This window comes from Deinococcus phoenicis (assembly GCF_000599865.1).
GTDB classification, from domain to species: Bacteria; Deinococcota; Deinococci; order Deinococcales; family Deinococcaceae; genus Deinococcus; species Deinococcus phoenicis.
The window spans coordinates 1-25,712 of sequence record NZ_JHAC01000049.1 but is presented as its reverse complement, the minus strand read 5'-3'; the positions used below and the strand labels follow the sequence as shown (position 1 = coordinate 25,712).

24 protein-coding genes are annotated in these 25,712 nt (G+C 68.9%); 8 read left to right on the top strand and 16 right to left on the bottom strand.

The genetic code is table 11. The features are described from left to right. Positions 1 to 56 precede the first annotated feature (56 nt). The 4 genes from DEIPH_RS14030 to lon all read left to right on the top strand — a co-directional run bounded on the left by DEIPH_RS14030 (position 57) and on the right by lon (position 6,407). Positions 57 to 1,751 carry a ribonuclease J gene (locus DEIPH_RS14030; protein ID WP_034359215.1) on the top strand — a complete coding sequence of 565 codons (1,695 nt, stop codon included), beginning with the start codon at positions 57 to 59 and terminating at the stop codon, positions 1,749 to 1,751. A 200-nt stretch (positions 1,752 to 1,951) separates the two neighbouring features. Beyond that, positions 1,952 to 2,563, top strand: coding sequence for an ATP-dependent Clp protease proteolytic subunit (gene clpP, locus DEIPH_RS14025; protein ID WP_152544953.1), 612 nt, complete (start codon positions 1,952 to 1,954; stop codon positions 2,561 to 2,563). Then, complete coding sequence (gene clpX, locus DEIPH_RS14020) at positions 2,560 to 3,780, top strand: ATP-dependent Clp protease ATP-binding subunit ClpX (protein WP_034359210.1); 1,221 nt, start codon at positions 2,560 to 2,562, stop codon at positions 3,778 to 3,780. The genes clpP and clpX overlap by 4 nt, the downstream gene beginning before the upstream one ends. Positions 3,781 to 3,956: 176 nt before the next feature. Then, positions 3,957 to 6,407, top strand: a complete 2,451-nt coding sequence (gene lon / locus DEIPH_RS14015; RefSeq protein WP_034359208.1) for an endopeptidase La — start codon at positions 3,957 to 3,959, stop codon at positions 6,405 to 6,407. Between the two features lie 87 nt (positions 6,408 to 6,494). Here lon and DEIPH_RS14010 read toward each other — a convergent pair whose 3' ends face one another. The 3 genes from DEIPH_RS14010 to DEIPH_RS14000 all read right to left on the bottom strand — a co-directional run bounded on the left by DEIPH_RS14010 (position 6,495) and on the right by DEIPH_RS14000 (position 9,875). Continuing rightward, positions 6,495 to 7,394 (bottom strand): GNAT family N-acetyltransferase, encoded by a 900-nt coding sequence (locus DEIPH_RS14010; protein ID WP_034359206.1) that lies wholly within the window; start codon positions 7,392 to 7,394, stop codon positions 6,495 to 6,497. Positions 7,395 to 7,460: 66 nt separating this feature from the next. Beyond that, positions 7,461 to 9,209 (bottom strand): NAD-dependent malic enzyme, encoded by a 1,749-nt coding sequence (locus tag DEIPH_RS14005; protein WP_034359204.1) that lies wholly within the window; start codon positions 9,207 to 9,209, stop codon positions 7,461 to 7,463. A 237-nt stretch (positions 9,210 to 9,446) separates the two neighbouring features. Continuing rightward, positions 9,447 to 9,875, bottom strand: a complete 429-nt coding sequence (locus DEIPH_RS14000; protein ID WP_034359202.1) for a thioesterase family protein — start codon at positions 9,873 to 9,875, stop codon at positions 9,447 to 9,449. Between the two features lie 203 nt (positions 9,876 to 10,078). On the opposite strand from DEIPH_RS14000, the gene DEIPH_RS13995 reads away from it, so the two are divergent. Both DEIPH_RS13995 and DEIPH_RS13990 read left to right on the top strand, forming a co-directional pair. Then, complete coding sequence (locus DEIPH_RS13995; protein ID WP_034359198.1) at positions 10,079 to 11,263, top strand: YihY/virulence factor BrkB family protein; 1,185 nt, start codon at positions 10,079 to 10,081, stop codon at positions 11,261 to 11,263. Positions 11,264 to 11,446: 183 nt separating this feature from the next. Further along, on the top strand, positions 11,447 to 11,956 hold the full coding sequence (locus DEIPH_RS13990) for a hypothetical protein (RefSeq protein ID WP_034359196.1): 510 nt from the start codon (positions 11,447 to 11,449) through the stop codon (positions 11,954 to 11,956). 60 nt (positions 11,957 to 12,016) lie between these two features. On the opposite strand, the gene DEIPH_RS13985 is transcribed toward DEIPH_RS13990, so the two are convergent. Beyond that, the gene (locus tag DEIPH_RS13985; protein ID WP_034359195.1) at positions 12,017 to 12,811 is read right to left on the bottom strand and encodes an aminoglycoside N(3)-acetyltransferase; all 795 of its coding nucleotides are present in this window, start codon (positions 12,809 to 12,811) and stop codon (positions 12,017 to 12,019) included. Positions 12,812 to 12,919: 108 nt separating this feature from the next. On the opposite strand from DEIPH_RS13985, the gene alaS reads away from it, so the two are divergent. Further along, a complete protein-coding gene (alaS, locus tag DEIPH_RS13980) occupies positions 12,920 to 15,610 on the top strand; it encodes an alanine--tRNA ligase (protein ID WP_081790931.1) in 2,691 nt (896 codons plus the stop codon). 230 nt (positions 15,611 to 15,840) lie between these two features. Here alaS and DEIPH_RS13975 read toward each other — a convergent pair whose 3' ends face one another. The 6 genes from DEIPH_RS13975 to DEIPH_RS13950 all read right to left on the bottom strand — a co-directional run bounded on the left by DEIPH_RS13975 (position 15,841) and on the right by DEIPH_RS13950 (position 20,128). Then, the gene (locus tag DEIPH_RS13975; protein WP_034359194.1) at positions 15,841 to 16,317 is read right to left on the bottom strand and encodes a MerR family transcriptional regulator; all 477 of its coding nucleotides are present in this window, start codon (positions 16,315 to 16,317) and stop codon (positions 15,841 to 15,843) included. Positions 16,318 to 16,341: 24 nt separating this feature from the next. Next, positions 16,342 to 17,556, bottom strand: coding sequence for an MFS transporter (locus tag DEIPH_RS13970; protein WP_152544952.1), 1,215 nt, complete (start codon positions 17,554 to 17,556; stop codon positions 16,342 to 16,344). 75 nt (positions 17,557 to 17,631) lie between these two features. Further along, on the bottom strand, positions 17,632 to 18,171 hold the full coding sequence (locus DEIPH_RS13965) for a class I SAM-dependent methyltransferase (RefSeq protein WP_034359191.1): 540 nt from the start codon (positions 18,169 to 18,171) through the stop codon (positions 17,632 to 17,634). After that, positions 18,168 to 18,527 (bottom strand): MmcQ/YjbR family DNA-binding protein, encoded by a 360-nt coding sequence (locus DEIPH_RS13960; RefSeq protein WP_034359189.1) that lies wholly within the window; start codon positions 18,525 to 18,527, stop codon positions 18,168 to 18,170. Before DEIPH_RS13960 ends, DEIPH_RS13965 begins: the two co-directional genes overlap by 4 nt. A 208-nt stretch (positions 18,528 to 18,735) precedes the next feature. Then, positions 18,736 to 19,137, bottom strand: a complete 402-nt coding sequence (locus DEIPH_RS13955) for a hypothetical protein (protein WP_034359187.1) — start codon at positions 19,135 to 19,137, stop codon at positions 18,736 to 18,738. 130 nt (positions 19,138 to 19,267) lie between these two features. Then, entirely contained in the window at positions 19,268 to 20,128 is an 861-nt protein-coding gene (locus tag DEIPH_RS13950) for a sulfurtransferase (RefSeq protein ID WP_034359185.1), read from the bottom strand. A gap of 119 nt (positions 20,129 to 20,247) precedes the next feature. On the opposite strand from DEIPH_RS13950, the gene DEIPH_RS13945 reads away from it, so the two are divergent. Further along, the gene (locus tag DEIPH_RS13945; RefSeq protein WP_034359182.1) at positions 20,248 to 20,691 is read left to right on the top strand and encodes a SufE family protein; all 444 of its coding nucleotides are present in this window, start codon (positions 20,248 to 20,250) and stop codon (positions 20,689 to 20,691) included. A 17-nt stretch (positions 20,692 to 20,708) separates the two neighbouring features. Here DEIPH_RS13945 and rdgB read toward each other — a convergent pair whose 3' ends face one another. The 6 genes from rdgB to DEIPH_RS13915 form a co-directional block, all read right to left on the bottom strand. Continuing rightward, positions 20,709 to 21,323, bottom strand: coding sequence for an RdgB/HAM1 family non-canonical purine NTP pyrophosphatase (gene rdgB / locus DEIPH_RS13940; protein WP_034359180.1), 615 nt, complete (start codon positions 21,321 to 21,323; stop codon positions 20,709 to 20,711). A 73-nt stretch (positions 21,324 to 21,396) separates the two neighbouring features. Next, positions 21,397 to 22,098 (bottom strand): hypothetical protein, encoded by a 702-nt coding sequence (locus DEIPH_RS13935; RefSeq protein ID WP_034359178.1) that lies wholly within the window; start codon positions 22,096 to 22,098, stop codon positions 21,397 to 21,399. A 40-nt stretch (positions 22,099 to 22,138) separates the two neighbouring features. Continuing rightward, entirely contained in the window at positions 22,139 to 23,071 is a 933-nt protein-coding gene (locus DEIPH_RS13930) for a magnesium transporter CorA family protein (protein WP_034359176.1), read from the bottom strand. Between the two features lie 464 nt (positions 23,072 to 23,535). After that, positions 23,536 to 23,772: a ferredoxin gene (locus DEIPH_RS13925; protein ID WP_034357627.1), complete on the bottom strand. Its 237-nt coding sequence runs from the start codon at positions 23,770 to 23,772 to the stop codon at positions 23,536 to 23,538. A 103-nt stretch (positions 23,773 to 23,875) separates the two neighbouring features. After that, positions 23,876 to 24,670, bottom strand: a complete 795-nt coding sequence (locus DEIPH_RS13920; RefSeq protein ID WP_034359174.1) for an NTP transferase domain-containing protein — start codon at positions 24,668 to 24,670, stop codon at positions 23,876 to 23,878. A 37-nt stretch (positions 24,671 to 24,707) separates the two neighbouring features. Beyond that, positions 24,708 to 25,712, bottom strand: a 1,005-nt coding sequence (locus DEIPH_RS13915; protein ID WP_051517398.1) for a sensor histidine kinase, incomplete at its 5' end; no start/stop codon positions are given.

Sequence of the window (25,712 nt, the reverse complement as noted above, 5' to 3'; positions counted from 1 at the left end):
CTCGACCACCGGACCACCCAATCAGGGCAGGAAAGCACCGTGCGACCGGAGAACACATGACCAACCCCGCCAAGGACGCCCAGGCCGGACAGGCCGCCGCGCCCGCACAGCAGGACACGCAGCACCTCGAAGTCATTCCGCTCGGCGGGATGGGCGAGATCGGCAAGAACATCACCGCCTACCGGTACGGCGACGAGATCATGGTCGTGGACGGCGGGCTGGCCTTCCCGGATGCCCACCAGATGGGCGTGGACCTGATTATCCCGCGCATCGACTACCTCCAGCAGAACGCCGGGCTGATCAAGGGCTGGATTCTGACCCACGGCCACGAGGACCATATCGGCGGCCTGCCGTACATCCTGCCCCGGCTGCCGCGCGTGCCGGTCTACGGCGCGGGCCTGACGCTGGGCCTGGTGCGCGAGAAGCTGGCCGAGTTCGGCATCAAGGAGGGTGACACCGACCTGCGCGAGGTGCAGCTCACCGACAAGGTCCGCATCGGCAAGCACTTCGGGGTGGAGTTCATCCGCATGACCCACTCGATTCCCGACAACGCCGGGTACATCCTGACCACGCCGGTCGGGCGGATCGTGCATACCGGCGACTTCAAGCTCGACGAGGAACCCAGCGACGGCAAGCTCAGCGACCTGGGCAAGATCGAGCAGGCGGGCAAGGACGGCGTGCTGCTGCTCATCAGCGACTCCACCAACGCCGAGCGCCCCGGCCGCACCGCCAGCGAGGCGGACGTGGCCCGCAACCTCGAAGACCTGATCTCGAAGTGCAAGGGCCGCGTGTTCATGACGACCTTCGCGTCGAACGTCCACCGCATCCAGAACGTGATCAACATCGCGCACCGCCAGGGCCGCCGCGTCGTGATGGAAGGCCGCTCGATGCTCAAATATGCGCAGGTCGCGCAGAGCCTGGGCTACATGGACCTGCCCGAGCCCCTGCTGACCAATGAGGAGGTCGGCGACCTGCAAGACCAGCAGATTCTCTATGTCTGCACCGGGTCGCAGGGCCAGCCGATGGCCGTGCTGGGCCGCCTGGCCTTCGGGAACCACGCCAAGATCGCGTTGCGCCGGGGCGACAGCGTGATCCTGTCCAGCAACCCGATTCCCGGCAACGAGGACGCCGTGAACCTGGTCATCAACCGCCTGTACGAGATCGGCGTGGACGTGTACTACCCCCCCACCTACCGGGTCCACGCCTCCGGGCACGGCAGCCAGGAGGAACTCGCCACCGTGCTGAACCTCGCCCGGCCCAAGTTCTTCTTGCCCTGGCACGGCGAACCCCGCCACCAGATCAACCACGCCCGCCTGGCCCAGACCCTCCCCCGCCCGCCCAAGCGCACCTTGATCGCCAAGAACGGTGACGTGGTGCGCCTCGGCGCCGACGAGTTCAAGGTGACGGGCACGGTGCCCGCCGGGGGCGTCTACGTGGACGGCCTGGGCGTGGGCGACATCGGGGACGACGTGCTGCTCGACCGCGCCAACATGAGCCAGGAAGGCATCCTGATCATGACGGCGGTGCTGCACCCCACCCCGCACGTCGAGATCGTCTCGCGCGGCTTCGTCCGCGCCAACCGCGACCTCGACGGGCAGATTCGCAAGATCGCCCTGGACGCCGTCGAGGGCGGGATGCGCGAGAAGAAGCGGCTGGAAGACGTGCGAGACGACATGTACGGGGCCGTCCGCCGCTTCGTGCGCAAGGTGACGGGCCGGAATCCGGTGCTGATTCCGCTGATCGTGGACTGAGGGCCAGGGCGCGGGCGCGCCGGTCTGAACAGCAGACAATCTGAACAACAGTCAAAATGCCGAACCGTCGAACGGTCTGGGGAAATGGGCAGCCTGCCCGCCCCGGACCGTTCGGCCTGTTGCCATTGCCCGGTGGACCAGCAAATGCAGCGCTTCCCAGCGCAGTCTTGCCCACGTTCCCTCCGCCAGCGCGTGCGATAATGCCGCGCATGAGCGTGATTCCCTACGTGATCGAGCAGACCGGTCGGGGCGAGCGGATGTACGACATCTACTCGCGCCTCCTCAAAGACCGGATCATTTTTGTGGGCACGCCCATCGAATCGCAGATGGCGAACACCATCGTGGCGCAGCTGCTGTTGCTGGACTCCCAGAACCCCGAGCAGGAGATCCAGATGTACATCAACTGCCCCGGCGGCGAGGTGTACGCGGGCCTGGCGATCTACGACACCATGCGCTACATCAAAGCTCCGGTCAGCACGATCTGCGTGGGCATCGCCATGAGCATGGGCAGCGTGCTGCTGATGGCCGGGGACAAGGGCAAGCGGCTGGCGCTGCCCAACAGCCGCATCATGATTCACCAGGGGTCGGCGGGCTTCCGGGGCAACACGCCCGACCTGGAGGTGCAGGCCAAGGAGGTGTTGCACCTGCGCGACCGCCTGGTCGAGATCTACCACGAGCACACCAGCATCCCGCACGAGAAGCTGATGCGCGACATGGAGCGCGACTATTTCATGTCGCCGGAGGAAGCGATGAAGTACGGCCTGATCGACTCGGTGATCCAGAGCACCCGCCCGGTCGAGGCGGCCCTGTGACCGGGCGCGGCACCAGCGCGGGCGGCGACCGCTGCTCGTTTTGCGGGCGGCAGCATCCCCAGATCGCGCAACTGATCGAGGCCCCGGGCCGCGCGGCCTTTATCTGCAACGAGTGCACCGACCGCGCCTTCGAGCTGGTCAAGCAGAACAAGGCCAAGGGCAGCGAGTTCAGCCTGGACGAACTGCCCACCCCCCGCGAGATCAAGGCCTACCTCGACGAGTTCGTGATCGGGCAGGACGAGGCCAAAAAGGCGCTCGCAGTCGCGGTCGTCAGCCACTACCAGCGCCTGGCCCACCCCGACGTGAACCTGCAAAAAAGCAACATCCTCCTGATCGGGCCGACCGGCACCGGCAAGACGCTGCTGGCGCAGTCGCTGGCCGAGATGCTGGAAGTGCCCTTTGCCATTGCCGACGCGACCACGCTGACCGAGGCCGGCTACGTGGGCGACGACGTGGAAAACGTGATCGTGCGCCTGCTCCAGGCCGCCGAGTACGACGTATCGGCAGCCGAGCGCGGCATCATCTACATCGACGAGATCGACAAGATCGCCCGCAAGTCCGAGGGCACCTCCATCACCCGTGACGTGAGCGGCGAGGGCGTCCAGCAGGCGCTCCTCAAGATCATCGAGGGCACGGTGGCGCAGGTGCCGCCGCAGGGGGGCCGCAAGCACCCGCAGCAGGAACTGGTGCAGGTGAACACCAAGAACATCCTCTTTATCGTGGGTGGGGCCTTCGAGAGCATGGCCGAGATCGCCCGCGCCCGCACCAACGTACGCGCGGTGGGCTTCGGCGCCGAGCACAAGGGCGAGGAGAAAGAGGAACTGCGCTTTCTGCCCGAGGACCTGGTGAAGTTCGGGTTGATCCCCGAGTTCGTGGGCCGCCTGCCGCTGGTGGTGCAGCTTCAGGACCTCGACGAGGACGCCCTGGTGCGGATTCTGACCGAGCCGCAGGGCGCGATCGTCCGGCAGTACCAGGCGCTGTTCGGCTTTCAGGACGTGGACCTGACCTTCACCGAGGGGGCGCTGCGCGAGGTGGCCCACCGGGCCAGGGAACGCAAGACCGGCGCGCGTGGCCTGCGGGCGGTGCTGGAAAAGGCCATGACCGACCTGCTGTTCGAGCTGCCCGTCGAGAACCTCAAGGAGCTGCGCTTCGACGCCGGGAACATCGATCAGCCTCTCGATCTGCTTGAGTCTAAGGGACTCAAGAAGTCTGCCTAAACGCAACGTAGATTACAGCACGGTCCCGCCCACGTCCCTAGAATCTGGGGACATCGTGGGCGGGGTGTCTTTGTTCACCGGGGGTAACCCAGGCGAAGAAGCGCAGAAGAAGACCCCCCGCGTTAGACTCACCTCTTCTCCGGACCCTTTTCCGGTTCCGGTTCCAAGGAGCAAGCATGATCTGGGAACTTCCCGTAGTCGCACTCAGAAACATCGTGATCCTGCCCGGCATCACCATGAACGTCGATGTGGGCCGCCCCAAGAGCAAGCGCGCCGTGGACGAGGCGCAGGCCAGCGACCGCCGCGTGCTGCTGCTGACCCAGCGTGACCCGCGCACCGACGACCCCACCCGCGCCGAGCTGTACGACATGGGCGTGCTGGCGGTCGTCAAGCAGGTTGTGCGGATGCCCGACAACACCTATCAGGTGCTGGTCGAGGCGCAGGAACGCGCCAAGGTACTGGACGAGGTGCCCTCGGCCTACCTGCGGGTGCGGGCCGAGACGCAGCCCACCGAGCAGGACGCGGCCACCCAGGAGGCGGGGCGCGAGGTGCAGGTCTTCATGCAGGAGGTCAAGTCGGCCTTCGAGGAATACCAGCGCCAGAACAAGAACTTGCGCCTGGACAACTACCAGCTCGAAGGCCTGAAGAACCTGAACGACCCCGGCGCGCTGGCCGATCAGGTGGCCCACCACGCCACCTGGACTCCCGAGGAAAAGCAGGAGGTTCTCTCGGCCGTCTCGCCCCGTGACCGCCTGGAAGCCGTGCTGAAGTTGCTCACGCGCGACACCGAGCGTTTCAATATGGACAAGAAGATCGCCGGGCGCGTCAAGGAGCAGATGGACGCCAACCAGCGCGAGTACTACCTGCGCGAGCAGATGAAGGCCATCGGCAAGGAGCTGGGCGGCGGCGAGGACGGCCCCGCCGAGGTCGACGCCCTGCGCGAGAAGATCGAGGCGGCGGGGATGCCCGAGTCGGTCAAGGACAAGGCCCTCAAGGAGCTGCAACGCCTGGAGCGCACGCCCGGCGGCAGCCCCGAAAGCACCGTGGTCCGCAACTACATCGACTGGCTGACCGACGTGCCCTGGAGCAAGCGCGACGAGGAAATCCTCGATATCAACCGGACGCGTGACATCCTCGACGCCGACCACTACGCGCTGGGCGACGTGAAGGACCGCATCCTGGAGTTCCTGGCCGTGCGCCAGCTGACCCACAAGGACGGCGAGACGGAAGAGCAGCGCAGGGAGCGCACCGCCGAGGAGCGCATCGAGGACGGCGAACTGCGTGCCCCGATTCTGGTGCTGGTCGGCCCTCCCGGCGTCGGCAAGACCTCGCTGGGCAAGAGCATCGCCCGCAGCCTCAACCGCAAGTTCGTGCGGATGGCGCTGGGCGGCGTGCGCGACGAGGCCGAGATTCGCGGCCACCGCCGCACCTACATCGGCTCGATGCCGGGCCGCATCATCCAGGCGATGAAGACGGCGGGCGTGACCAACCCCATCATCCTGCTCGACGAGATCGACAAGATGAGCAGCGACTGGCGCGGTGACCCCAGCAGCGCGATGCTGGAAGTGCTCGACCCCGAGCAGAACCACACCTTCCAGGACCACTACCTGGAGGTGCCCTACGACCTCTCGCAGGTGATGTTCATCACGACCGCGAACACCCTCCAGACCATTCCGCGCCCGCTGCTGGACCGCATGGAAGTCATCAACATTCCCGGCTACACCCAGCCCGAGAAGGTGGAGATCGCCAAGCGCTACCGCGTGCCCCGGCAGATCAAGAGCCACGGTCTGACCGGCAGGCTGGAGATCACCGACGCCGCGCTGAACCGCATCGTGGAGGAGTACACCGCCGAGAGCGGCGTGCGCAACCTCGACCGCCAGATCAGCAAGCTGGCCCGCAAGGCCGCCCGCGAGCTGCTCGAAAAACCCTGGGAGGGCCTGAAGGTGATCGACGCGGCGGACATTCCCGACTACCTCGGCGTGCCGCTGCACCACCCTGACCGCATGGAGAAAGAACCCCAGGTCGGCGTGGCGCAGGGTCTGGCCTGGACCAGCGTGGGCGGCACCATGCTGATGGTCGAGGCGCTCGCCACGCCCGGCAGCGGCAAGATCAGCATGACCGGCTCGCTGGGCGACGTGATGAAGGAGAGCGTCTCGGCGGCGGTCGCCTACCTGCGCGCCCACGCCCACAAGTACGGCGCGGATCCCGAGTTCCACAAGAAGCTCGACCTGCACGTGCACTTCCCCGACGGCGCCACGCCCAAGGACGGCCCCAGCGCGGGCATCACGATTGCCACCGCCGTCATCAGCGCGATCACGGGCCGCCCGGTGCGGCTGGATGTGGCGATGACCGGCGAGATCAGCCTCAGGGGCCGGGTGCTGCCCATCGGCGGCCTGAAGGAGAAGCTGCTGGCCGCGCACCAGGGCGGCATCCGCGAAGTGATTTTCCCCAAGGACAACGAGCCGAACCTTCAGGACGTGCCCGAGAGCATCCGGGGCGACCTGCGGATACACGCCGTCGAGCGCGTGGGCGAGGTGCTGGACCTGCTGCTGCTGCCCGCGCCCGAGTCTCAGCCCGCCGCGATTCCCCCCACCCAGGGGCGCGACGTGACGCAGCCGGGGGCGTAAGAAAGCTTTCAGCCGTCAGCCTTCAGGGATCAGCAACAAGAGGAACGCCTCCGGGGGATCGGGGGCGTTTCTTTTTGTGGTGGTGGGTTAGCGGGGCGTCGACACCAGGGTCAGCCAGACCCGTCCCGGGTGCCAGGGCAGGGCATGCAGCAGGTCCAGGGCATTCGGATCGGCGCTGTCGAGTTCGGCGGCCACCTCCCGCACGCTGTCTGCCCCTGCCGCACGCAGAGCCAGGCCGGTCAGCGCCCGGGTAAGGGCCGCGCCCTCTGCGGCATGTTCGGCCGTCACGCCGAACCAGCCCAGTTCCCCGCCCGCCGGGTCAGCCGTGGTGCGGATGCTGGCGACGCCCGCCAGTTGCCCTGCCCGCCGCGCCATCCACAGCCAGGCGGGGTTCAGGTCATCGCCCAGAAAGTCCACCCCGGCCAGAGCGGCGGCGGCCGGCGGGTCGTGGCGGTGCGTGTGGGCATAGACCTCCAGATGCAACCGGGCGAGGTCACGGCGAACATTCGGGCCAGTCAGGGCGGCCATGGGAAGCAGGTCGTATCCCCGTGCCCGCACTGCCCCCACCCACTCTTCCACCTCCGCCCCCGTCAGAACTGCCGGATCGAGCGTCGGCTGATGCGTCCGCACGCTGACCCGCAGCCCCCGGCGTTCCAGAAAGCGCAGGGCTTCCGGGTGGTGGGCAGAGGTCGCGGTCTTCAGGCTGCCGCTGACGCCCGCTGTCACTGCTTCCCAGAGTGCCGCGCCCACCCCCCGCCGCCGCGCATCCGGGTGAACGTGAACCCCCACGTAAAGGTGCGTGGGATGCAGGGTTCCACGCCGGAGGGAGGCGTACCCGACGAGCCGCCCCTCCTCCAGCGCTATGACACCCGGCGTGCGCCCGCCGCCGTGATAAGCGACGGCTTCCTCATCACCGTCCCAGACTCCGCCAAGCAGGGTCAGGATGGGAACAGCATCCTTCGGTGTGGCGGGACGCAGGGTGAACATGGTGGAAGTCTGACGCGGACGAACGCCGGGAACGTGGGCCGAAGGGCGGGGAAGCCGCCGCCTCCCTCAGTCCCGCGCCCCCGCCGCCTTCCGGAGCGGCAGGTACTTGGGCACCCACTGGCGGCCGCGCACGAACGCCTCCAGCTCGTCGTCGGTGAGGTTGCGGATGCGCCGCTCGGCACACACGCCCTCGGCAATGGCCCGGCGGGCGACCCGCACAGCGACCTTGAGGCTGAGTTCGCGCAGGGCACTGATGGGCGGGTAGACCCGGTTTCCGTAGGCCGCCGTCTCGTCGGCCAGGGTCTGCGCGGCCTCCATCACCATGCTGTCGGTGATTTCACGCGCGCGGCTGATGACGGCCCCGAAGCCCAGGCCGGGGAAGATAAAGGCGTTGTTGCCCTGCCCGACCGGATAGGTCTGCCCACCGTATTCGATGTCGGGAAAGGGACTGCCGGTGGCGATGATCGCCGCGCCGTCCGTCCAGCGCAGCAGGTCGGCGGGTTGCGCCTCCACGTTGCTGGTGGGGTTGGAGAGGGGGAAGACGATGGGGCGCTGGGTGTGCGCCAGCATGGCCTCGACGGTGGGCTGCCGGAACAGGCCGGGCACGCCGGTCAGGCCCAGCAGGGCCGTGGCGCGGGCGTTCACGACCGTCTCGTGCAGAGTGGGCCACTCGCCCTCGCAGGCCCAGCCCTGCACGTCTCCCGGGTGGCGGGCAAAGGAAAGCTGGTGGTCTTCCAGACCGGGCTGGCCGTGCATCAGCAGGCCGTAACGGTCCACCACGAACACGCGGGCATTGGCGTCCGCATAACTCAGGCCCTCGCGCATCAGGCCCTGGCGGATGGCGCTCGCCACGCCGATGCCGCCCGCCCCGGCCCCGACCACCACGAAGGTCTGGTCGGTCAGGCGTTCGCCCTTCAGGCGGCTGGCGCTGATCAGCCCGGCCAGCGCCATCGCGCCGGTGCCCTGGATGTCGTCGTTGAAGCTGGGCACCACCTTGCGGTACCGCTCCAGCACCCGGAAGGCCGTGCCGCGCGCAAAATCCTCCCACTGAATGATCGCCTTGGGGTAGCGGGCAACGGTCGCCTCCACGAAGCGGTCGAGGAACTCGTCGTACTCGGGGCCGGTCAGGCGCTTGTGGTGAACGCCCAGGTAGAGGGGATCGTCGATCAGGTCCTGGCGGTCGGTGCCCACGTCCAGCTCGACGGGCAGGGTCTTGTCAGGGCCGACGCCGCCCGCCGCCGTGTAGAGGCTGAGCTTGCCGATCGAGATCGCCATGCCGCCGAAGCCCTGGTCCCCGATGCCCAGAATCGCGCTGGAGTCGGTCGCCACGATCATCCGCACGTCGTTGAGGGGCACGTTTTCCAGCAGGTCGTCCACCCGGTCGATCTCCTCGGTACTGACCGCGAAGCCGCGCGGGTAGCGGTAGATATGCGAGAAGACGCGCACGGCCTCGCCCACGGTGGGCGTGTAGAGGATGGGCAGCATCTCTTCGAGGTGGTCGGCGAAAAGCGCGTAGAACAGCACCTCGTTGCGGTCTTGCAGGGCGCGCAGGAACTCGTGCCGATCCAGATCGGTGGTCTGCTGGAGGTAGCGCAGGTAGGTGCGGTCCTTCTGTTCCTCCAGCGTGCTGTGGTGCGGCGGCACCAGGCCCTCGATGCCGAAGGCGCGGCGTTCCTCGCGGGTAAAGCCGGTGGACTTGTTCAGCAGGGGGATGTGCAGCAGCGAGAAGCCGGTCACGTTCACGTCCAGATAACGGTGGCCGTTCTCGTCACGCTTGACGTCATAGTAGCGGGAGACGCGGGGAGCTTCGGGCATACCCTGAGGAGTTTAGCCCAGACGGATGCGCCATATTCCATACCACGCACACGTTTTTTACTTGGTGCAAGATAAGGTCACGTCAGCCCTGGTGCGGCAGCGGTAGAAACAGGATCTCGTCGTCATCGGGTCGGCAAAGGGGCCAGAGAGGGACCGCGCGAAGGACAGCCGCTCCCCTGAAGCTGTGACCGATTCACCTTCCGCCACGTCGGCCAGATTCAGCGGAACGGGGCCGGTTCAGGCGCCCTCCCCCTGCCGCTCCCGCCAGCGCCCGCGCAGCCGCTCGAAGTTCGCGTCGATCTTCGCCTGGGGCAGCACCATCTGGCCGGTGGTGCCGTGCCCGATCTCGTCCCCGAGTTCAGAGACGGCACGCAGGGTGCAGACGATACGGCGGCCCTCCATCCGCTCGAAGGTGGCGGTCACGGTGACGGTCATACCGGGCAACGCCGAGGCCGTGTGCGTGACCTGCACGTCGGTGCCGATGCCGCCCTCGCCGTCTTCCAGAAAGGGAAGGATGATTTTGCGGCCCGCTTCCTCGAAGTGCCGGGCCAGCCAGTAGGTCGCGTAGACGGGATGCACCGCGCCGAGTTCCGCGAACTGCACGGTCATTTCAGAGGTGACCGTAACGGCGAGGGTCTGGGTGAAGCTGGCCGGGATAGGGCGCATGGCGTCAAGCTAGCAGGGAGGCGGCAGGCCGGGCGAAGAGGCCCGGAGCCACGCGCTCCCCGCTGCCCGGCCTGCGGAGCGGTGCCCCTGTCCGCTTCGGCAGCGGGCCGGAAAAAAGGGCCTGGCCCGGCGGATGAACCCCCGGCACTTTTCCAGATGTTCATCCGCCGGGCCAGGGCGGAATCAGCCCCTAGACTGGCCGTGTGAAGTTCGCGGACCTGTTTACCCTGATCCGGGAAGCGGCCCTGGCGTTCGGCCAGGACAAGGCCCCCCGGCTGGCGGCGGCCATCGCCTACTACGCCATGTTCAGCATCGCGCCGCTGCTGCTGTTCGCGGTGGCGGTGGCGGGCTTTTTTCTGACGAACGATCAGGTGGTGCAGCAACTCTTCGGGCCGGACAGCACGGTCGCGCAGAACGTGGGCCAGGACACCGCCGCCTTCCTGAAGAGCCTGGTGTCCAACCAGGAAGGCATTCAGCGCGGTTCGCTGGTGGCCAGCATCTTCGGCTTCGTGACGCTGTTCATGGGGGCGACCGGCCTCTTCGTGCAGCTCCAAGACGCGCTGAGCAGCCTGTGGGGCGCGGACCCGCCGCCGCCGGGAGGCTTTCTGAAAGTGGTGCAGGCGCGAGTGCTGTCCTTCGGGCTGATCCTGGGCATCGGCCTGATTCTGATCGCCTTTCTGGGCCTGAACACGTACCTCTCGGCCATCGCGCAGCACCTCGGGGACCGCATCGGCGCGGGGGCTTTCTTCGTGCGGGCGGGCACGGCGCTGCTGAGTATCCTGCTGCTGACCCCGGTGTTTGCCCTGATCTACAAGTTCCTGCCCGCCGTCAAGCTCCAGTGGCGCGAGGTCTGGGTGGGCAGCGCCGTGACCGCCCTGCTGTTCACGCTGGGGCAGCTCGCCATCGGCCTCTACCTGGGGCGCGCCGCACCGGGCAGCGTGTTCGGCGTCGCGGGGTCGCTGGTGGTCCTGATGCTCTGGATCTACTACAGCGCCATGATCTTCTTCTTCGGGGCGGAAGTGACCTGGGTGTACTCGCAGAAGTTCGGCACCCATGCCGGGGGGGCCGCGAATGTCGCCAAGAAGCAGGCCGTGGCGGCCCAGGGTGCCGAGATCGACACCACGCCCAGCCAGCAGGAGCGGGAAGCCGCCCAGAACGCCAAACCCGGTGAGCCTGTGCAGGACGCGCGGGGCCGCGTGCTGGGGCTGCCGCTGCCCCGTCTTTCCCGCTTCCGCCGCAGCGCCCGTCCCGCTGCGCCCGCCCCCGCTTCCCGCGCCCTGCTTCCCAGCGTGGGTTCGGCCCTCTGGAACGCCGTGACCGCGCTGCTGGCGGTCCCTGCCGTGATCGTGCTGCGGCTGGTGGGGTGGACCGGACGCAGGAAGCGCTGAACCGTCCCGACTGGAGCCGGGGAAGCGGGGCGGGTTCGCGGTCCTCGGGTCGCGCCGCAAGACAGCCGGCCCCCGGGACATCCCCTTCGGAATACGGTTCGCCAGAATCCCTCCCCCCGATCCGCAATCCGGCTTGGTGGCCTTCTCATCTGAACCTTTCCGCTCGCCCTCAGACTGGCTCTCATGAAACATCTCCTCTTTCCCAGCCAGCAACAGGCCGACGCCTTTATCGAGGACCTGCGCGCGCAGGGACTTATCCAGCCGGAGATCGGGAACACCATGCTGAACCGGCGCGGCACCACGACACAGACGACCACCACCCGGACGGACTTTGTCGAGGGCGGCGGCACCGCCGAGGACGCGGGCGAAGGGGCCATCGAGGGGACCGGCGTGGGTGCCGCAGTGGGCGCGGTGGCGGGTGTGGCGGGAGCGGTCGCGACCGTCGCCACGGGGGGCCTGGCGCTGCCCGTGATCCTGGGAATGACGGCCCTCGGTGCGGGTGTCGGCGCAGGCGTGGGCGCCATCGGCGGAGCGGCTGGCGTGGACGAGACGGGTGGGTATGTGGAAGAAGACCGCTATGACCGCCTGAACAGCGGCATGTCGAACGGTGGCCGGGCCATCGCCGTTGAGGACTCGGTCCCGGCAGACGCGGTGGAGGCGGCGGCGGCCCGTCACGGCGGCCAGTTCGTCTGAGCTGAAACCCCCCTTCTGACCGAGGCAAGGCTGCGGCTTTGCCTCTTTTCGTGGGCAGCGTCAGGCCGTTCGCCAGAACTGCACCGCGAAGTCCACCAGTGCCCGTTGCCGCATCAGCCGGGCGGAGGCGGAGCCGACCTGACCGACCGTGACCGCGCCGCTCGCCCCAAAGGCGGCCTTGACGGGCGGGAATGTCCCATCATCGTAGTCGGGTTCCTCGAAGGTGACCCACTGCCGCTGCCCAGCCCTGAGAACGGGACCGCCGAATGCGGCGGTGGCCCGCCGTCCGGCCCGCACCTCCGCGAGGTGCAAGCTGGTGTTCTTCTCGGTGCCCAGCAGCAGCACCCGGCCGTCCAGATCGTACACGCGGGCCAGCGGCGATCCCTCGCCCAGCGAGAAGGCCAGGGCGTGATCGGCTGTGACGAATTCGGCGTGCTGGCCCCAGGCCGCGAAGGAGCTGTGCGGATGGTCACTGCGCCGCACCCCCGGCCAGGTGCGGAACAGCTCCGGGATGCGGCCCATGTTGCGGGTGGGGGTCAGCGCCGGGTCGAAGGCGGGCAGCTCGGCGCGGATGGTGGCCCACCACGCCTCCGGCACAGGTGGACGCCGCCAGCCCGAGGGATCGGTCAGGTTCAGCGTAAAGGTGGGCATCACCAGCGTGCCGGCCGGAGTCAACACGTCCTGCAAAGCCTGAAGCACCGCCACCGGGCCGCCTACCACCCAGCCCAGGGCGCTGAGGCTGGAATGGACCAGCAGCGTCTCCCCCGCCCCTACCCCCAGCGCGCGCAGGTCGGCGGCGAGGCTCTGGCGGGTGCGCGGGGCGCCCGTGTGGGCAATGGCGTCGGCTTCAGGCATCCTCCGCAGCTTAACCGGCCAGCAAGGAAGGGGCATCCGCCGACTGGCGCACAGCCAAGCGTGACAGCGGCAGATTCGCCCCGCACCCCCGCTGATAGACTCTCCCCCATGACCGGGCCGCTGACCACCGCTGAAATCCGCGAGAAGTACCTCTCCTTTTTCGAGAGCAAGGGGCACTTGCGCCTGCCCAGCCATTCCCTGATTGCGCCCGATCCCACCACACTGTTCACGGTGGCGGGGATGCAGCCCTTCAAGCCGCAGTTCATGGGCGCACCCGCCCAGTTTCCGGGCCACGGCGAGAACCGGCGCGTGACCACGGCCCAAAAGTGCCTGCGTGTGGGCGACATCGAGAACGTGGGGCGCACGCTGCGGCACTGCTCGCTGCTGGAGATGCTGGGCAACTTCTCCTTCGGCGACTACTTCAAGCGTGAATCGCTGACCTGGGCCTGGGAGTTCCTGACCAGTCCCGAGTGGATGGGCCTGGACGCTTCCAAGCTCTACGCGACCATCTACCAGGACGACGAGGAAGCCTTCCAGATCTGGACCCAGGACATCGGCCTGCCCGAAGACCACATCCTGCGCTTCGGGGCCGACGAGAACTTCTGGCCCGCCGACGCGCCCAAAGAAGGCCCCAACGGCCCCTGCGGCCCCTGCTCCGAGATTTTCTACGACCGGGGACCGAAGTACGGCGACGACACCTGGGCCGACTACGCCGAGACCCGCGAGAGCGCCCGCTTCCTCGAAATCTGGAACAACGTGTTCCCGCAGTACGATCGCCAGGACCCCCTCCCCGACGGGACGCCCGTGCTGGCGGACCTGCCCTTCAAGAACATCGACACCGGCATGGGCCTGGAGCGCATCGCCACCGTCGTGCAGGACGTGTACGACTTCTACTCCAACGACGTGTTCCGGCCCCTGGTGGAGAAGGTCGCCGAACTCAGCGGCAGGCCCTATGAGGGGCCGCAGAGCCTCTCACACCGGGTGGTGGCCGAACACATCCGCAGCGTTTCCATGACGGTGGCGGACGGCGTGGCCCTGTCCAACACCGGACGCGGCTACGTGATTCGCAAGATTCTGCGCCGTGCGAGCCGCCACGCCTACCTGCTGGGCCTGCGCGAGCCGACCCTCTACAAGCTGGTGCCCCTGGTCGTGCAGGCGATGGGCGGCGCGTACCCCGAACTGGTGCAGGAGGAGGCGCGCGTGACGGCCGCCATCCGCGCCGAGGAAGAGCGCTTCCTCAAGACGCTGGAAAGCGGGATGCAGCGCATCGGCGGCCTGCTGAACGGCATGGAACGCGGCGCGGTGCTGCCCGGCGAGGAAGCCTTTCTGCTGTACGACACCTACGGCTTTCCGCTCGACCTCACCCGCGAGATTGCCGAGGAATACGGCATCAGCGTGAACGAGGCCGAGTACGCCGAGAGCCTGGAAAAGGCGCAGGAGACGGCCCGCGCCGCGAGCAAGTACGGCAAGTCCGAGCTGTTCGGCGGGACCCAGGAGGCGCTCGAAGGCCTCGCGCCGACCCAGTTCGTGGGCTACGACGAGCTGGAGGCGCAGGGCGAGGTGCTGGCGCTGGTCGGCCCTGGCGAGAGGCTGGAGCACCTGCCCGCAGGCAGCGAGGCGACCGTGGTGCTGTCGCGCACCCCCTTCTACGCGGAGGGCGGCGGCGAGGTCGGGGATACCGGCGTGCTGGAGTGGGCCAGCGCCGATGGCGAGCGGGGGCGTGGTCTGGTGCGCGACACCCGCAAGACCCCGGCGGGCGTGTTCCTGCACGACGTGCTGGTGGAGGAAGGCGAGCTGCGTGAGGGCCAGACTGTGCGCGGCGTGGTGTCGGGCGAGCGGCAGGCCACCCAGCGGCACCACACGGCCACGCACCTGCTGCACGCGGCGCTGCGGGCGGTGCTGGGGCCGGGCGTGCGGCAGGCGGGGTCGCTGGTCGCCCCCGAGCGCCTGCGCTTCGACTTCGCGCACGGGGCGGCCCTGAGTGCGGACGAACTCGCGCAGGTCGAGCGCCTGGTGAGCCGCTGGGTGACGGCCAACTTCCCCGTGTCCTGGCGCGAGATGCCCATCGCGGAGGCGAAGACGGCGGGCGCGACGGCCCTCTTCGGGGAGAAGTACGGCGACACCGTGCGCGTGGTGCGGGTAGAGGGCGGCATTCCCTTCGGTGACGCCACCGTGACGAGCATGGAACTGTGCGGCGGGGCGCACGTGGCCCGCACCGGGGACATCGGCGCGTTTGTCATCGTGTCCGACGAGAACGTGGCGGCAGGCGTGCGCCGCATCGAGGCGCTGGCGGGCGAGGCGGCGACGGGTTGGGTCCGCGAGCGCCTGAACAACGTGGGCCGCGTGGCGGGCCTGCTGAACACCAGCCCGGACGCCCTGGAACCGCGCGTCGTCGGCCTCCAGACGCAGCTCAGGGCCGCGCAGCAGGAAACGGTGCAGGCCCGGCGGCAGCTCGCGGAGGCGCAGATGGGGGGCGGCGGGGGCGCGCAGCAGGTCCGCGAGCTGGGCGGCTTCAAGGTCGCGGCGCTGAAGCTCTCGGGCATCGAGGGCAACGAGCTGCGCGGCGCGGCGGACAAGTTGCTGGACCAGAGCGGCGCGGACCTCGCCGTGATTGCCAGCGACAAGGGGCTGGTCGTGAAGGCCACGAAGGACGCCGTCGCGCGGGGCGCACACGCCGGGCAACTCGTCGGCAAGCTCGCGGCGGCGGGCGGCGGCAAGGGCGGCGGGCGGCCCGACATGGCGCAAGCCGGAATTAGAAACCCGGACGCGGCGCTGGGGGCGCTGGACACGGCGTTCTGAGCGCAAAGCCAGGAAGCGGGAGAGGCTGGGGCGAAGGCCCCCGCTTCTCTTTTTCTGGCCGCTGTCCCCGCGACAGCCCCACAGGCAATAAAAAAGCCGCCCTCTCGGACGGTGATAAGGAAAGAATAGCGTAGGATGCAGGGGAAGTCAAATTCATGCGCCGTCTCCCAAAACCCGCTCTGGCACGGCCTTTTCCCGAACCAATCCGGATGACCTCTATGCACTCCGGTTCAGCCCGGCTTCTGCTCGCGCAGCAGCTCGCCCACTTGAATCCCGCTCAACCGCCGCCGCACGTAGGCGAGGTCGCGTTCCAGTTCGCGGCGCAGGGCGCGGGCGTCGCGCAGTTCGCGTTCGGCCGCCGTGATGCGCCCCGTCAGCACCTCCAGTTGCCCGCTCAGGTCGCCTTCCAGGGTCCGCAGGGCTTCCGGCGTCAGCACCCGGCGGCCTTCCGGGTCCACTTCCTGCGGCTGGGTGAAGGTGGCGCGGATGGTGTCCAGGCTCAGGCCCAGCGCACGCATCCGCCGCACGCGCTCCAGACGTTCCACATCGGCTTCGGAATACAGGCGGTAGCGGCTGCCGCTGCGCCCCGGCGTGACCAGACCCAGTTCCTCGTAATACTTCAAGGTCCGCAGCGTGAGGCCCAGCCGCGCGGCGACCTCACCCACCCGGAGGCGGGGGGTGTCGTCGGGCACGGCTGGGCCAGTCATGGGAAACAGTGTAGTGGGCAGCGGTCAGTGAACGTGGGGGTCGCTGGCCCGCGCCGCGTCGATGGGGCGGGCGGCCAGGGCCATGATGCCCACCGCCAGCGCCACCGCCACCGCCCCAAAGGCGTAGGGCACAGGCGCGCCCAGATGCTCGGCCACGAAGCCGCTGGTCACCGGCGCGGCGGCCGCCCCCAGCCAGCGCAGGAAGTTGTAGGCGCTGGTGGCGGTGGCACGCGGCAGGTGGGCGACCTCCACGCTGAGGGTGGTCAGCAGGGCGTTCATCAGGCCGAAGAGGGTCCCGCTGAGCACCACCAGGGCGATCTTCACGCCGCCCGCCAGGGGCGCAAAGCCCAGCAGCACGAACAGCAGCGTGAGGCCCGCCAGCGATCCGAGAACGATCCGGCTGGCCCGCACCCGGTGCAGCAGCCGTTCGGCCAGCAGGGTGCTTCCCAGCCCCAGCAGGAGGCCCCAGCCGAAGAAGGTCAGGCCCAGCCCCAGGGTGCTGAGGTGCAGAAAGAGCGGCGTGTAGCCCAGCAGCAGGAAGAACCCGAAGTAGTACAGCAGCCCCGTGAGGCCGACCGCGAGAAAGGCGGGGTGGCGGTAGGCGCGGAATACGTCCCCCACGGGGCGCGCCGGCTCCCTGCTCTCCGGCACACGCACGAAAACCGCGACGGCGACCAGGGCCAGCAGCATCAGCGCGGCGGCCCCCAGGAAGGGAAAGCGCCAGCCGTGACTGCCCAGCACGCCGCCCAGCAGCGGCCCCATGCTCATGCCCAAGCCGATGGCGGCCTCGTAGCGCATGATGGCCTTCTCGGCGTGGCCGATCAGCGCCAGCAGCAGCACCAGCGCGGTGGGCGTGAACAGCGCGCTGCCCAGGCCCCAGCCGCCCCGGAAGACGGCCAGCGCGGGAATGCTGCCGCTCAGGCCGCAGGCGAGGGCAAAGAGGCCGATCAGCCCCAGGCCGATCAGCGCCACCCGGCGGCGGCCCAGCCGCGTGCCGATATTCCCGGCAAATAGCGTCATCACGGCCATCACGCCGAGGTAGGTGGTAAAGAGCAGCTCGACCTGGGTGGGTGTGGCGCCCAGTTGATGCCCGATCTCGGGCAGGATAGGGTCCACCACACCGATCCCCATAAAGACGATCAGGCAGGCCGCCGTGACGGCCCAGGCAGCGATGCCCTGCCGCGCCGACTGGGCCGCCTCCGGGCCAGCTGCAGAAGTGAGAGAGAAAGGAACGGCCATAAACCTAAACGTATACGTATAGGTTACGGAAGACCGTGAATCGCGTCTCCTCCTGTCACACCGTTCGGGACAACTTCAGGGCCGCTGGGCGTCGAGGATCAGGCTGGTGAAGCCCGGCCGTCCACGGCCTGCCCGCCAATCGGCATTGCGGTGGTCCAGGAGGCTGCTGCGGTAAATCGGGCCGTCTGCCGGCGACCAGTCGGCGGCGTGAAAGACGCCCGCAGCGTCCCACCATTCCAGCGGCGTGACGGCAAACCCCGCGTGCTCGAACACCGGCACGAAGCTTTCCAGCGTGTACAGCACGCGGTGGTCCTGGGCGGGACCGGGGCCGTTCACGGCCACCCGCGCCCGATACGCCGGGTTCGGGTGATGCCCGTCCGGGACGGCGACACGCAGGAGGCCGCCCGGCCTGAGATACGCCAGGACCAGCCGCGCGGCGGCCAGCCCCTGCTGGGGCGTGAGGTGTTCCCAGACGTGCTCGCACAGAAAGGCATCCGCCCGCGCGCCCTCAAAAAAGCGGGCGAAGGCGGCGGGGTCGGTCAGATCCAGCTCTTCCCGCTGCGTAGGTGTCCACCCGGCCCATCGCTGCTCGCCCGCGCCCAGCATGATCTTCATGCCAGCCCCAGTTCGGCCCGCTGCGCCCGCGTCAGGCTCCCCACCACGAGGGCATGGCTCCCCGAGAGCAGGTCTTGCAGCAGGGCGTCGGGAACCGTGCCGTCCAGCGTGACCGTCACCCAGTGGCGCTTGTTGAGGTGATACCCCGGCACGATGGCGGGATACCCGGCGCGCAGTTCGTCGCCCCACTCGGGCCGCACCTTCAGGCTGAGGGTCACCGGGTCACCCGTGATGTCGGTGAGGGCGTACATCTTCCCGCCGACCTTGAAGACCAGCGTGGACGCGCCAAAGGGAAAGGTTTCGCACGACCCCGGCAGGGCGGTGCAGGCCGCCCGCACGTCAGCGATAGAGAGCATGGAAGCAGTATTGGGCAGAGCTTGGGCAGAAGGCGGGGGACGCAGCTCGCACGTCCCCCGCAGGTCCAGTTCTCACAGCCGTTGTCCGGAGAGGGCGGCGGGCAGGTCGGCCTCTAACGCCCGCAGGCCCCGCTATCCGTCAGCACGCTGAGGCGGACCGGCGCCCTCCTCCAGGCTCTCCACCCCTGGGCGGCGTCTGGCCGCGCCCTCAGTTCTTGTCGCCGAAACTCCAGATTTCCAGGTCGTCCACGGCCTCGCTGACCTTGCGAAGTTGCGCGAGGTCCTCGGCGCGGGCCTGGATCGGCGGCTGCGCGGACGAGTCGTGGCCCACGGCGGCGGCCATCACCTCGGTGGGGACGGAGGCGAGCATGGTCGCCAGTTGCCGGGGGGTGGCGTCCAGCAGCGCGTCGGAGAGCACCGCGTCCGGCACGGCGGGCGTGACGCTGGCCCGCGCCGCAGCCAGGGCCGCCGGGTCGATGTCCGGCCTGACCGCCGTTTCCTCGTCGAGATCGGCGGTGCCGGGGGGCTGGGCACTGCCCGCCGACTGTTTTCTCAGACGCAGGAACAGCACCACCGCCACCAGGAGAACAATGAGAATCAGGAACTTCATGCCTCTACCTTAGCGGCGGGCGGCCTCCCGGCGCTTCCCCTGACCGGAGGGGAGGAAGATGAATAAAGCAACAAACAAGGGGCGCAGAGAGGGGATGCCCCTGCTCTCTGCGCCCCGACCCCCGGCGGCTTTACGCCTCGCTGTAGGTCTTCTCGATAGGCATCCCGACGGCGTTGCCCCACTCGGTCCACGAGCCGTCGTAGTTGCGGACCCTGGGATAGCCCAGCAGCTCGCGCAGCACGAACCAGCTGTGGCTGCTGCGTTCGGCAATGCGGCAGTAGGCGATCACGTCCTTGTCGGGGGTCACGCCCTCGCCCGCGTACAGGGCGCCCAGTTCGTCGGCGGTCTTGAAGGTGCCGTCCTCGTTGGTCGCGCGTGCCCAGGGAATGTTGGCCGCGCCGGGGATATGGCCGCCGCGCAGCACGCCTTCCTGCGGGTAGTTGGGCATATGCGTGACCTTGCCCGAGAACTCGTCGGGGCTGCGGACATCCACCATCGCGCCCTGACCCGCGCGGACGGTTTCAATGTGCGCCTTCACCTCGTCGCGGTAGGCACGCAGGCTCTCGTCACGCTGGAGGGCGGGGTACTGGGTCGGTGCGGAGTCCGGCACGTCGGTGGTGAGTTCGCGGCCCTCGGCCACCCACTTCTGGCGGCCCCCGTTCATCAGCCGCAGGTTCTGGACGCCGTTGTAGCTGAGGAACCAGTAGGCGTAGGCAGCCCACCAGTTGCTCTTGTCGCCGTACAGCACCAGGGTGTCGCCTTCCTGCAAGCCCAGGCGGCCCAGCAGCGCCGAGAGGTCGTCCGCGCTGATGAACTCGCGCATGACGGGGTCCCAGAAGTCGGCCTGCCAGTCCACCTTCACCGCGCCGGGAATATGCCCGGTGTCATAGAGCAGGATGTCCTCGTCCACCTCCACGAGGCGGATACCAGGGGTGTTCAGGTTCTGGGCCACCCAGTCGGTGCTGACCAGCACGTCTTTCGCGTATTCCATCTGTGCCTCCTCCAAGCTTTCCGGGGTTGATTGTACCTGCGCAGCGCATTCATTGACCAAAAAGGTCAACTGGACAGGGCTTACCATAACGCGGCGGGGGGCAGCGGTACAGTGGCCCCATGACGGACGCCGCGCCCCTGCCCGAGAAACTCCAGAACATCGTGACCCTGTTTCGCAGCGCGCCCAAGCCTCTGCGCCTCCAGGCGCTGCTGGAGTACAGCAAGAAGCTGCCGCCGCTGCCGGAAAAGTACGTGGAGCACCCCGAGTTTCTCCAGCCCGTCCCCGAGTGCGCCAGCCCCTTCTTTCTGGTCACCGAGCGGGACGAACAGGGCGGCGTGAACCTGCACTTCAAGGTCCCGGAGGAAGCGCCCACCGTGCGCGGCTACGCGGGCATCCTGCGCGAGGCCCTGAACGGCGAATCGCCCGAGACGATCCTGAACGTGCCCGACCAGTTCTACATGGACATGGGCCTGACCGAACTGATCACGCCGATGCGCCTGCGCGGCATGGGCGCGATCCTGATGCGGCTGAAAAACGACGTGCGGGAACACGCGGAGGGATAGCCCAGCTCTCCCGCGCCTCACTCCACCTGCGACACTTCCGGCGCGGGCCGCCCGCCCTCATGGGCCTGCATCAGCGCGGCCAGGGCGCGGCCCCGGTGGCTGATCGCGCGCTTTTCGGCCACCGTCATCTCGGCCAGCGTGCGGGTTTCGCCGTCGGGCACGAAGAGGGGATCGTAGCCGAAGCCGTTCTCGCCGCGCGGGCCTTCCAGCAGCGTGCCGGGCAGTTCGCCCCGGTACGTTTCGAGGTGGCCGTCGGGGTAGGCCAGGATCACCACCGACACGAACTTCGCGCGGCGGTCGGCGGCGCCCCGCAGTTTTTCCAGCAGGTACACGTTCCGCTCGGTGTCGTTCGCGCGGTTGCCGAAGCGGGCGCTGTACACGCCGGGCTGGCCGTTCAGCGCCGCGACCTCCAGGCCGGAGTCGTCCGCCAGGGCGGGCAGGCCGGTCGTGATCGCCGCCGCGCAGGCCTTGAGCGCCGCGTTCTCCTCGTAGGTGGTGCCCGTTTCCTCCGGCAGCGGCAGGCCGTTCAGGGCTTCCAGCTGCCAGCCCAGGCCGCCCGCCTCCAGATTCCCCAGCGCCTCCGCGATCTCGCGCACTTTTCCGGCGTTTCCGGTCGCCACGACCACCCGCATACTGCTCTCGCCTGTTCCCGCATTCCTCGTCACCTGCCGAGTGTAGGTGAGGCGCGGGGACGGCGCGTGAGGTTCACTCCGTTTGGGGGGTCCCCAGGGGAAGGTCCGCCCGCACCCGCCAGTGCGTCTCGCCCTCCCGCTTCTCGAAGAGGGCCACCGAGCGGTACGTCTGCGCGTGGTGGGGCGCGGTCAGAGCCTCCAGCCGGGCACGCAGGTCCGCCGGGTCGGCGCCGCCGTAGGGCTGCACCAGCGTGAAGTGCGGCTGCCACGAGTCCAGGCCGCGCGGAGTGTGCAGCAGGCCCAGCCGCGCCTGCTCGAAGGGCCGGGCATACTTCCCCTGCGCCACCTGCGCGCCGAAGGGCGAGGCGGTCACGAAGCGGGCCAGACGCGAGAGCAGCAGCGTATGCAGCACCAGCAGCGGCGCGCCCGGGTCGAAGCGGTGGACCCCGGTTTCGCCGCCGTCCCACAGCTCCACCCGTCCGCCGGTCAGCGTGAGGACCGCGCCCGGCGTGAGGCAGGCGACACACGCCCGCGCCTCGGCCTCGATGTCGGGCCACCATGCAGGGTCGGTATAGAAGCCCTCCACCACGGTCAGGTGCAGGCCGTACGGTCCGGCGTCCACCTGATCTGCGGGGCGCAGAAAGCCGGGCAGCGGCACCTCTCGTCCCGCCCGCACGTCGAACCCCAGCAGCTCACTGCCCAGCCGGTAATACGGGTCGCCCGCCGGGGGGCAGAGGTAGACGGCGAAGCGGGTGCCCAGGCGGGGATCAGTCATGGGCAGGCCTGCCGGTTAGAGGGAGAAGCTGGCCGCCCCTTCAAAACACCCGCCAGCGGTAGAACAGGAAGGCGAGGGTGCCGGCCAGCACCGTGGCGATGCCCAGCACGATCCACAACCCTTCCGGACTCTGCTGAAAGGGCAGCGGCACATTCATGCCGAAGATGCTGGTGACCAGGGTGGGGATCGCCACCAGAATGGTCGTGACCGTCAGCACCTTCACGACCTGATTGACGTTGTTGCTGATGACGCTGGCAAAGGCCCCCGCCATGCTGGTCAGGATGTTGCTGGCGATGTTCGCCATCTCGATGGCCTGGAGGTTCTCGATCAGCACGTCGTCCAGGAGGTCGGAATCTTCCTCGTACATCTCGAAGATGCGGTCGCGTTTGACGCGCTCCATCATCGCCTCGTTGGCCTTGAGGCCGGTGATGAAGTACACCAGGCTCTTTTCGAGCTTGAGGAGGTCCATCAGTTCCTTGTTGCGGGTGGCCGTCTCCATGCGGTCCTCGATGGCGTCCACGCGCTTGTTGATCTGCCGCACATCGATCAGGAACCGCTGGGCGTTGCGCAAAAAAAGCTGGAGCGTCAGGCGGTTTTTCTTGGAGGTGCTGACCCGCCGCACCAGCCCGCTGACCACGTCGTTCACGACCGGGTTCTCGGTGGCGCAGACCGTGACGAGGCAGTGGTCGGTGTGCAGGATGCCCAGCGGCACCGTGTCGTAGGGAATATCGCTGTCCTCGCCCAGCCGGTAGCTGGTCTGCATGATGATCAGCAGCTGGCCGTCCTCGCGCTCGAAGCGGGAGCGTTCGTCGGGGTCGAGGGGATAACTCAGGTAGTCGAGGTCGAGGCCCGTCTCGCGGCTCACGCGGGCGAGTTCCTCGGCGGTGGGGGCGGTCGCGTTGATCCAGCAGCCGTCGATATAGCCCTGGACGGTCTGGAGCTTGCCGCCGATGCTGCGGTAGTACGTCAGCATGGGCGCGCCCCTGCTGAGCCAAGCGGCGTGAGAAACCGTGATGAGGGCGGCGTGCCGTGAAGTTGCCGCCCGAGACATGCGGCGACGGAACGGAGCGCCGCCCTAGTGTTCGTGTCCTGCATGGTGCGTCCTCCAGGGGCGAGATGGCGTGGGGCCGAACCAGCCACGCTGGGGCCAATCACACTGGGGCCAGTCACGACTGAACCAGTCACAACTGGGCCACTCAAGACTGGGCCAGGCCCAACTGGGGGGGTCAAGGTCAGCCTGGGGTTCGGGATTCACGTCATCACCTCCTCTCCTGGGGCACAGGGCACCCTTTCGGGAGGCCCACGCACCGGCCCCGCCATGCTAGCGGCGAGGGTGCGGCAGGGGCAAGGGCTGAAAGCAGGCCAGAAAAAGCCCCCGGCACCAGGCCGGGGACAGCGGGGCGGATAAGTGGCTCAGGACGGGGGCGCTGCCTGAACTTACAGGCCGAAGAAGGCGCGGTTCTTGACGATGAACTCTTCCTCACCGGCGGGTACGTCCTCCTCGGGGAAGATGGCGCTCACCGGGCAGGCGGGCACGCACGCGCCGCAGTCGATGCACTCGTCGGGGTGAATCAGGAACTGGTCACCGCCGTCGTAGATGCACTCCACCGGGCAGACCTCGGTGCAGGCCTGGTCCTTGACACCGATGCAGGGGCTGACAATCACGTGAGGCATGGGGCACAGTATGCACACCCCCCCGGAGCGTGACAAGGCCGGACGTTGCAGACCCCCGACAGGATTTTGCCCGTGCAGACGCCTCAAAAGCCAAGTTGTCCGCTCAGGATTGGGCGGGTGCGTCGGCGCGCAGATGCGCCTCGGCCAGCAGCAGGTCGCCGTCCTTGTCCACGTCGGTGCCGATGGCGGCGTGCCCGGTGACCAGGGCGCGGGCCGGGACCCCCAGGATGGTACTGACCCGCCCTTCCAGTTCGGCCACGGTCAGGCGGCGCGTGAGCAGCTTCAGCAGGATGCCCGGCCCGATCAGGGCGGCCAGCTTCAGCGGGGCCTTCCGCGCGGCCAGCACCTCGCGCAGCCGGGGCAGGAACTGGCCGATCAGGCGCGGGTCGAGCAGGAAGATATTCCCGCCCGTGAAGGTATCGTCCCGCAGCCGGGCGTAGGTGCGCTTCACGCCGGGAAAGGCCTGCTCGCAGTCGCTGCGGCGGACCACCGGGTAGACCAGGGCCGCCGCCTGGGGTGCCGCGTCGAGCACCTCACCCAGTTGCCCCGGCGTGACCAGCGGAATGTCGGCGGTCGCCACCAACACGCGCTCGCCCGGGGCCAGACCCGCGCCCGCCAGGGCCTCGACGCCCGCTTCCAGATTGCTGAGCAGGGTGCCGTGGTCGGTCACCCGTTCGTCGATCAGGGGGTCCATCTCGGCCGTCGTGGGGCCGACGTAGGCGATCCGGGCCACGCGCCCACTCGCCCGCAGCGCCCGCAGGACATGCAGCGCCATCGGCTCGCCGCGCACCGGAATCAGCGCCTTGACGGGCACGCCGTGGGCCGCCGCGAAGGGGTCACCGGGGTCGCCGCCGCCCAGCACGACGGCGCTCCATTGCCCGGCTCTCGGTTGTGTCATGGGGGAGAGCCTAGCATCCTCTTCCGGTCCAGTCGCCTCAACTGCCGGGGGGCAGCGGGGCCGGGGAGAGCGGAAACGGGGGCCGGGCGGGCAGGTGCAGCGTGGCGGTCAGGCCCTCGCCGGGCACGCTTTCCAAGCTCAGGGTCCCGCCGTGCAGGGCCGCCGCGCGGCGCACCAGCGCGAGGCCCAGCCCGTGCCCACCTGCCCCTGGGCCGGAGGCGGCGCGGCTCACGTCGGGGCGGTAGAACGCCTCGCCCAGCCGGGCCAGCACCTCCGCGTCCACGCCGGGGCCGTCGTCACGCACCGTCACGGCCGCGCCGCCCGCCTCGTCGTCCGTGACGCTCACCGTGACGGTCGCGCCGGGGGCGTGCAGCACCGCATTCGCCGTCAGGTTCCAGATGGCCTGCCCCAGCAGCACGCGGTCCCCCGCCACCATGACGGGCTGCGGGGCGATCAGGTCCACGTCGGCCTCGGGGACGAGTTCGCGGGCACGGTCCACGGCGTCGGCGGCCAGGGCGCGCAGCGGCACTTCCTCCCGCGCGAGGGCCGAGGGATCGCGCGCGAGCAGCAGCAGGTGGTTCGCCAGCCCGGACAGCCGGGCGATGTCGGTCCCGATCTCGCGCAGTTCGGCCCGGTAGCGCGCGGCGTCGCGGTCGCGGGCCAGCGCCGCGTCCACCCGCGCGGTCAGGGCGGTCAGCGGACTGCGCAGGTCGTGTGCGGCGGCCCGCAGGAAGTCCTGTTCGCGGTCGCGGGCATCGGCCAGGCGCGTAAACGTCTCCTGCAAGGTCAGGGCCAGCCGCGCGAGTTCGTCGCCCTCACCCGCGCCGGGCAGGGGCCGCCGCAGCTCTCCCCCGGCCCCGACCGCCCGCGCCGCGCCCTCCAGCGTCCGCACCGGCGAGAGCAGCCGCCCCGCGACCGTCCAGCCCAGCCCCAGCGCCAGCCCCAACGCCAGCGGCACCAGCAGCCACAGCGCCCGCCCGAAGGCCGCCTGCGCTTCCCCCAGCGCCCGCGCATCGGTCACGACGGTGAGGGCGGCGCGGCC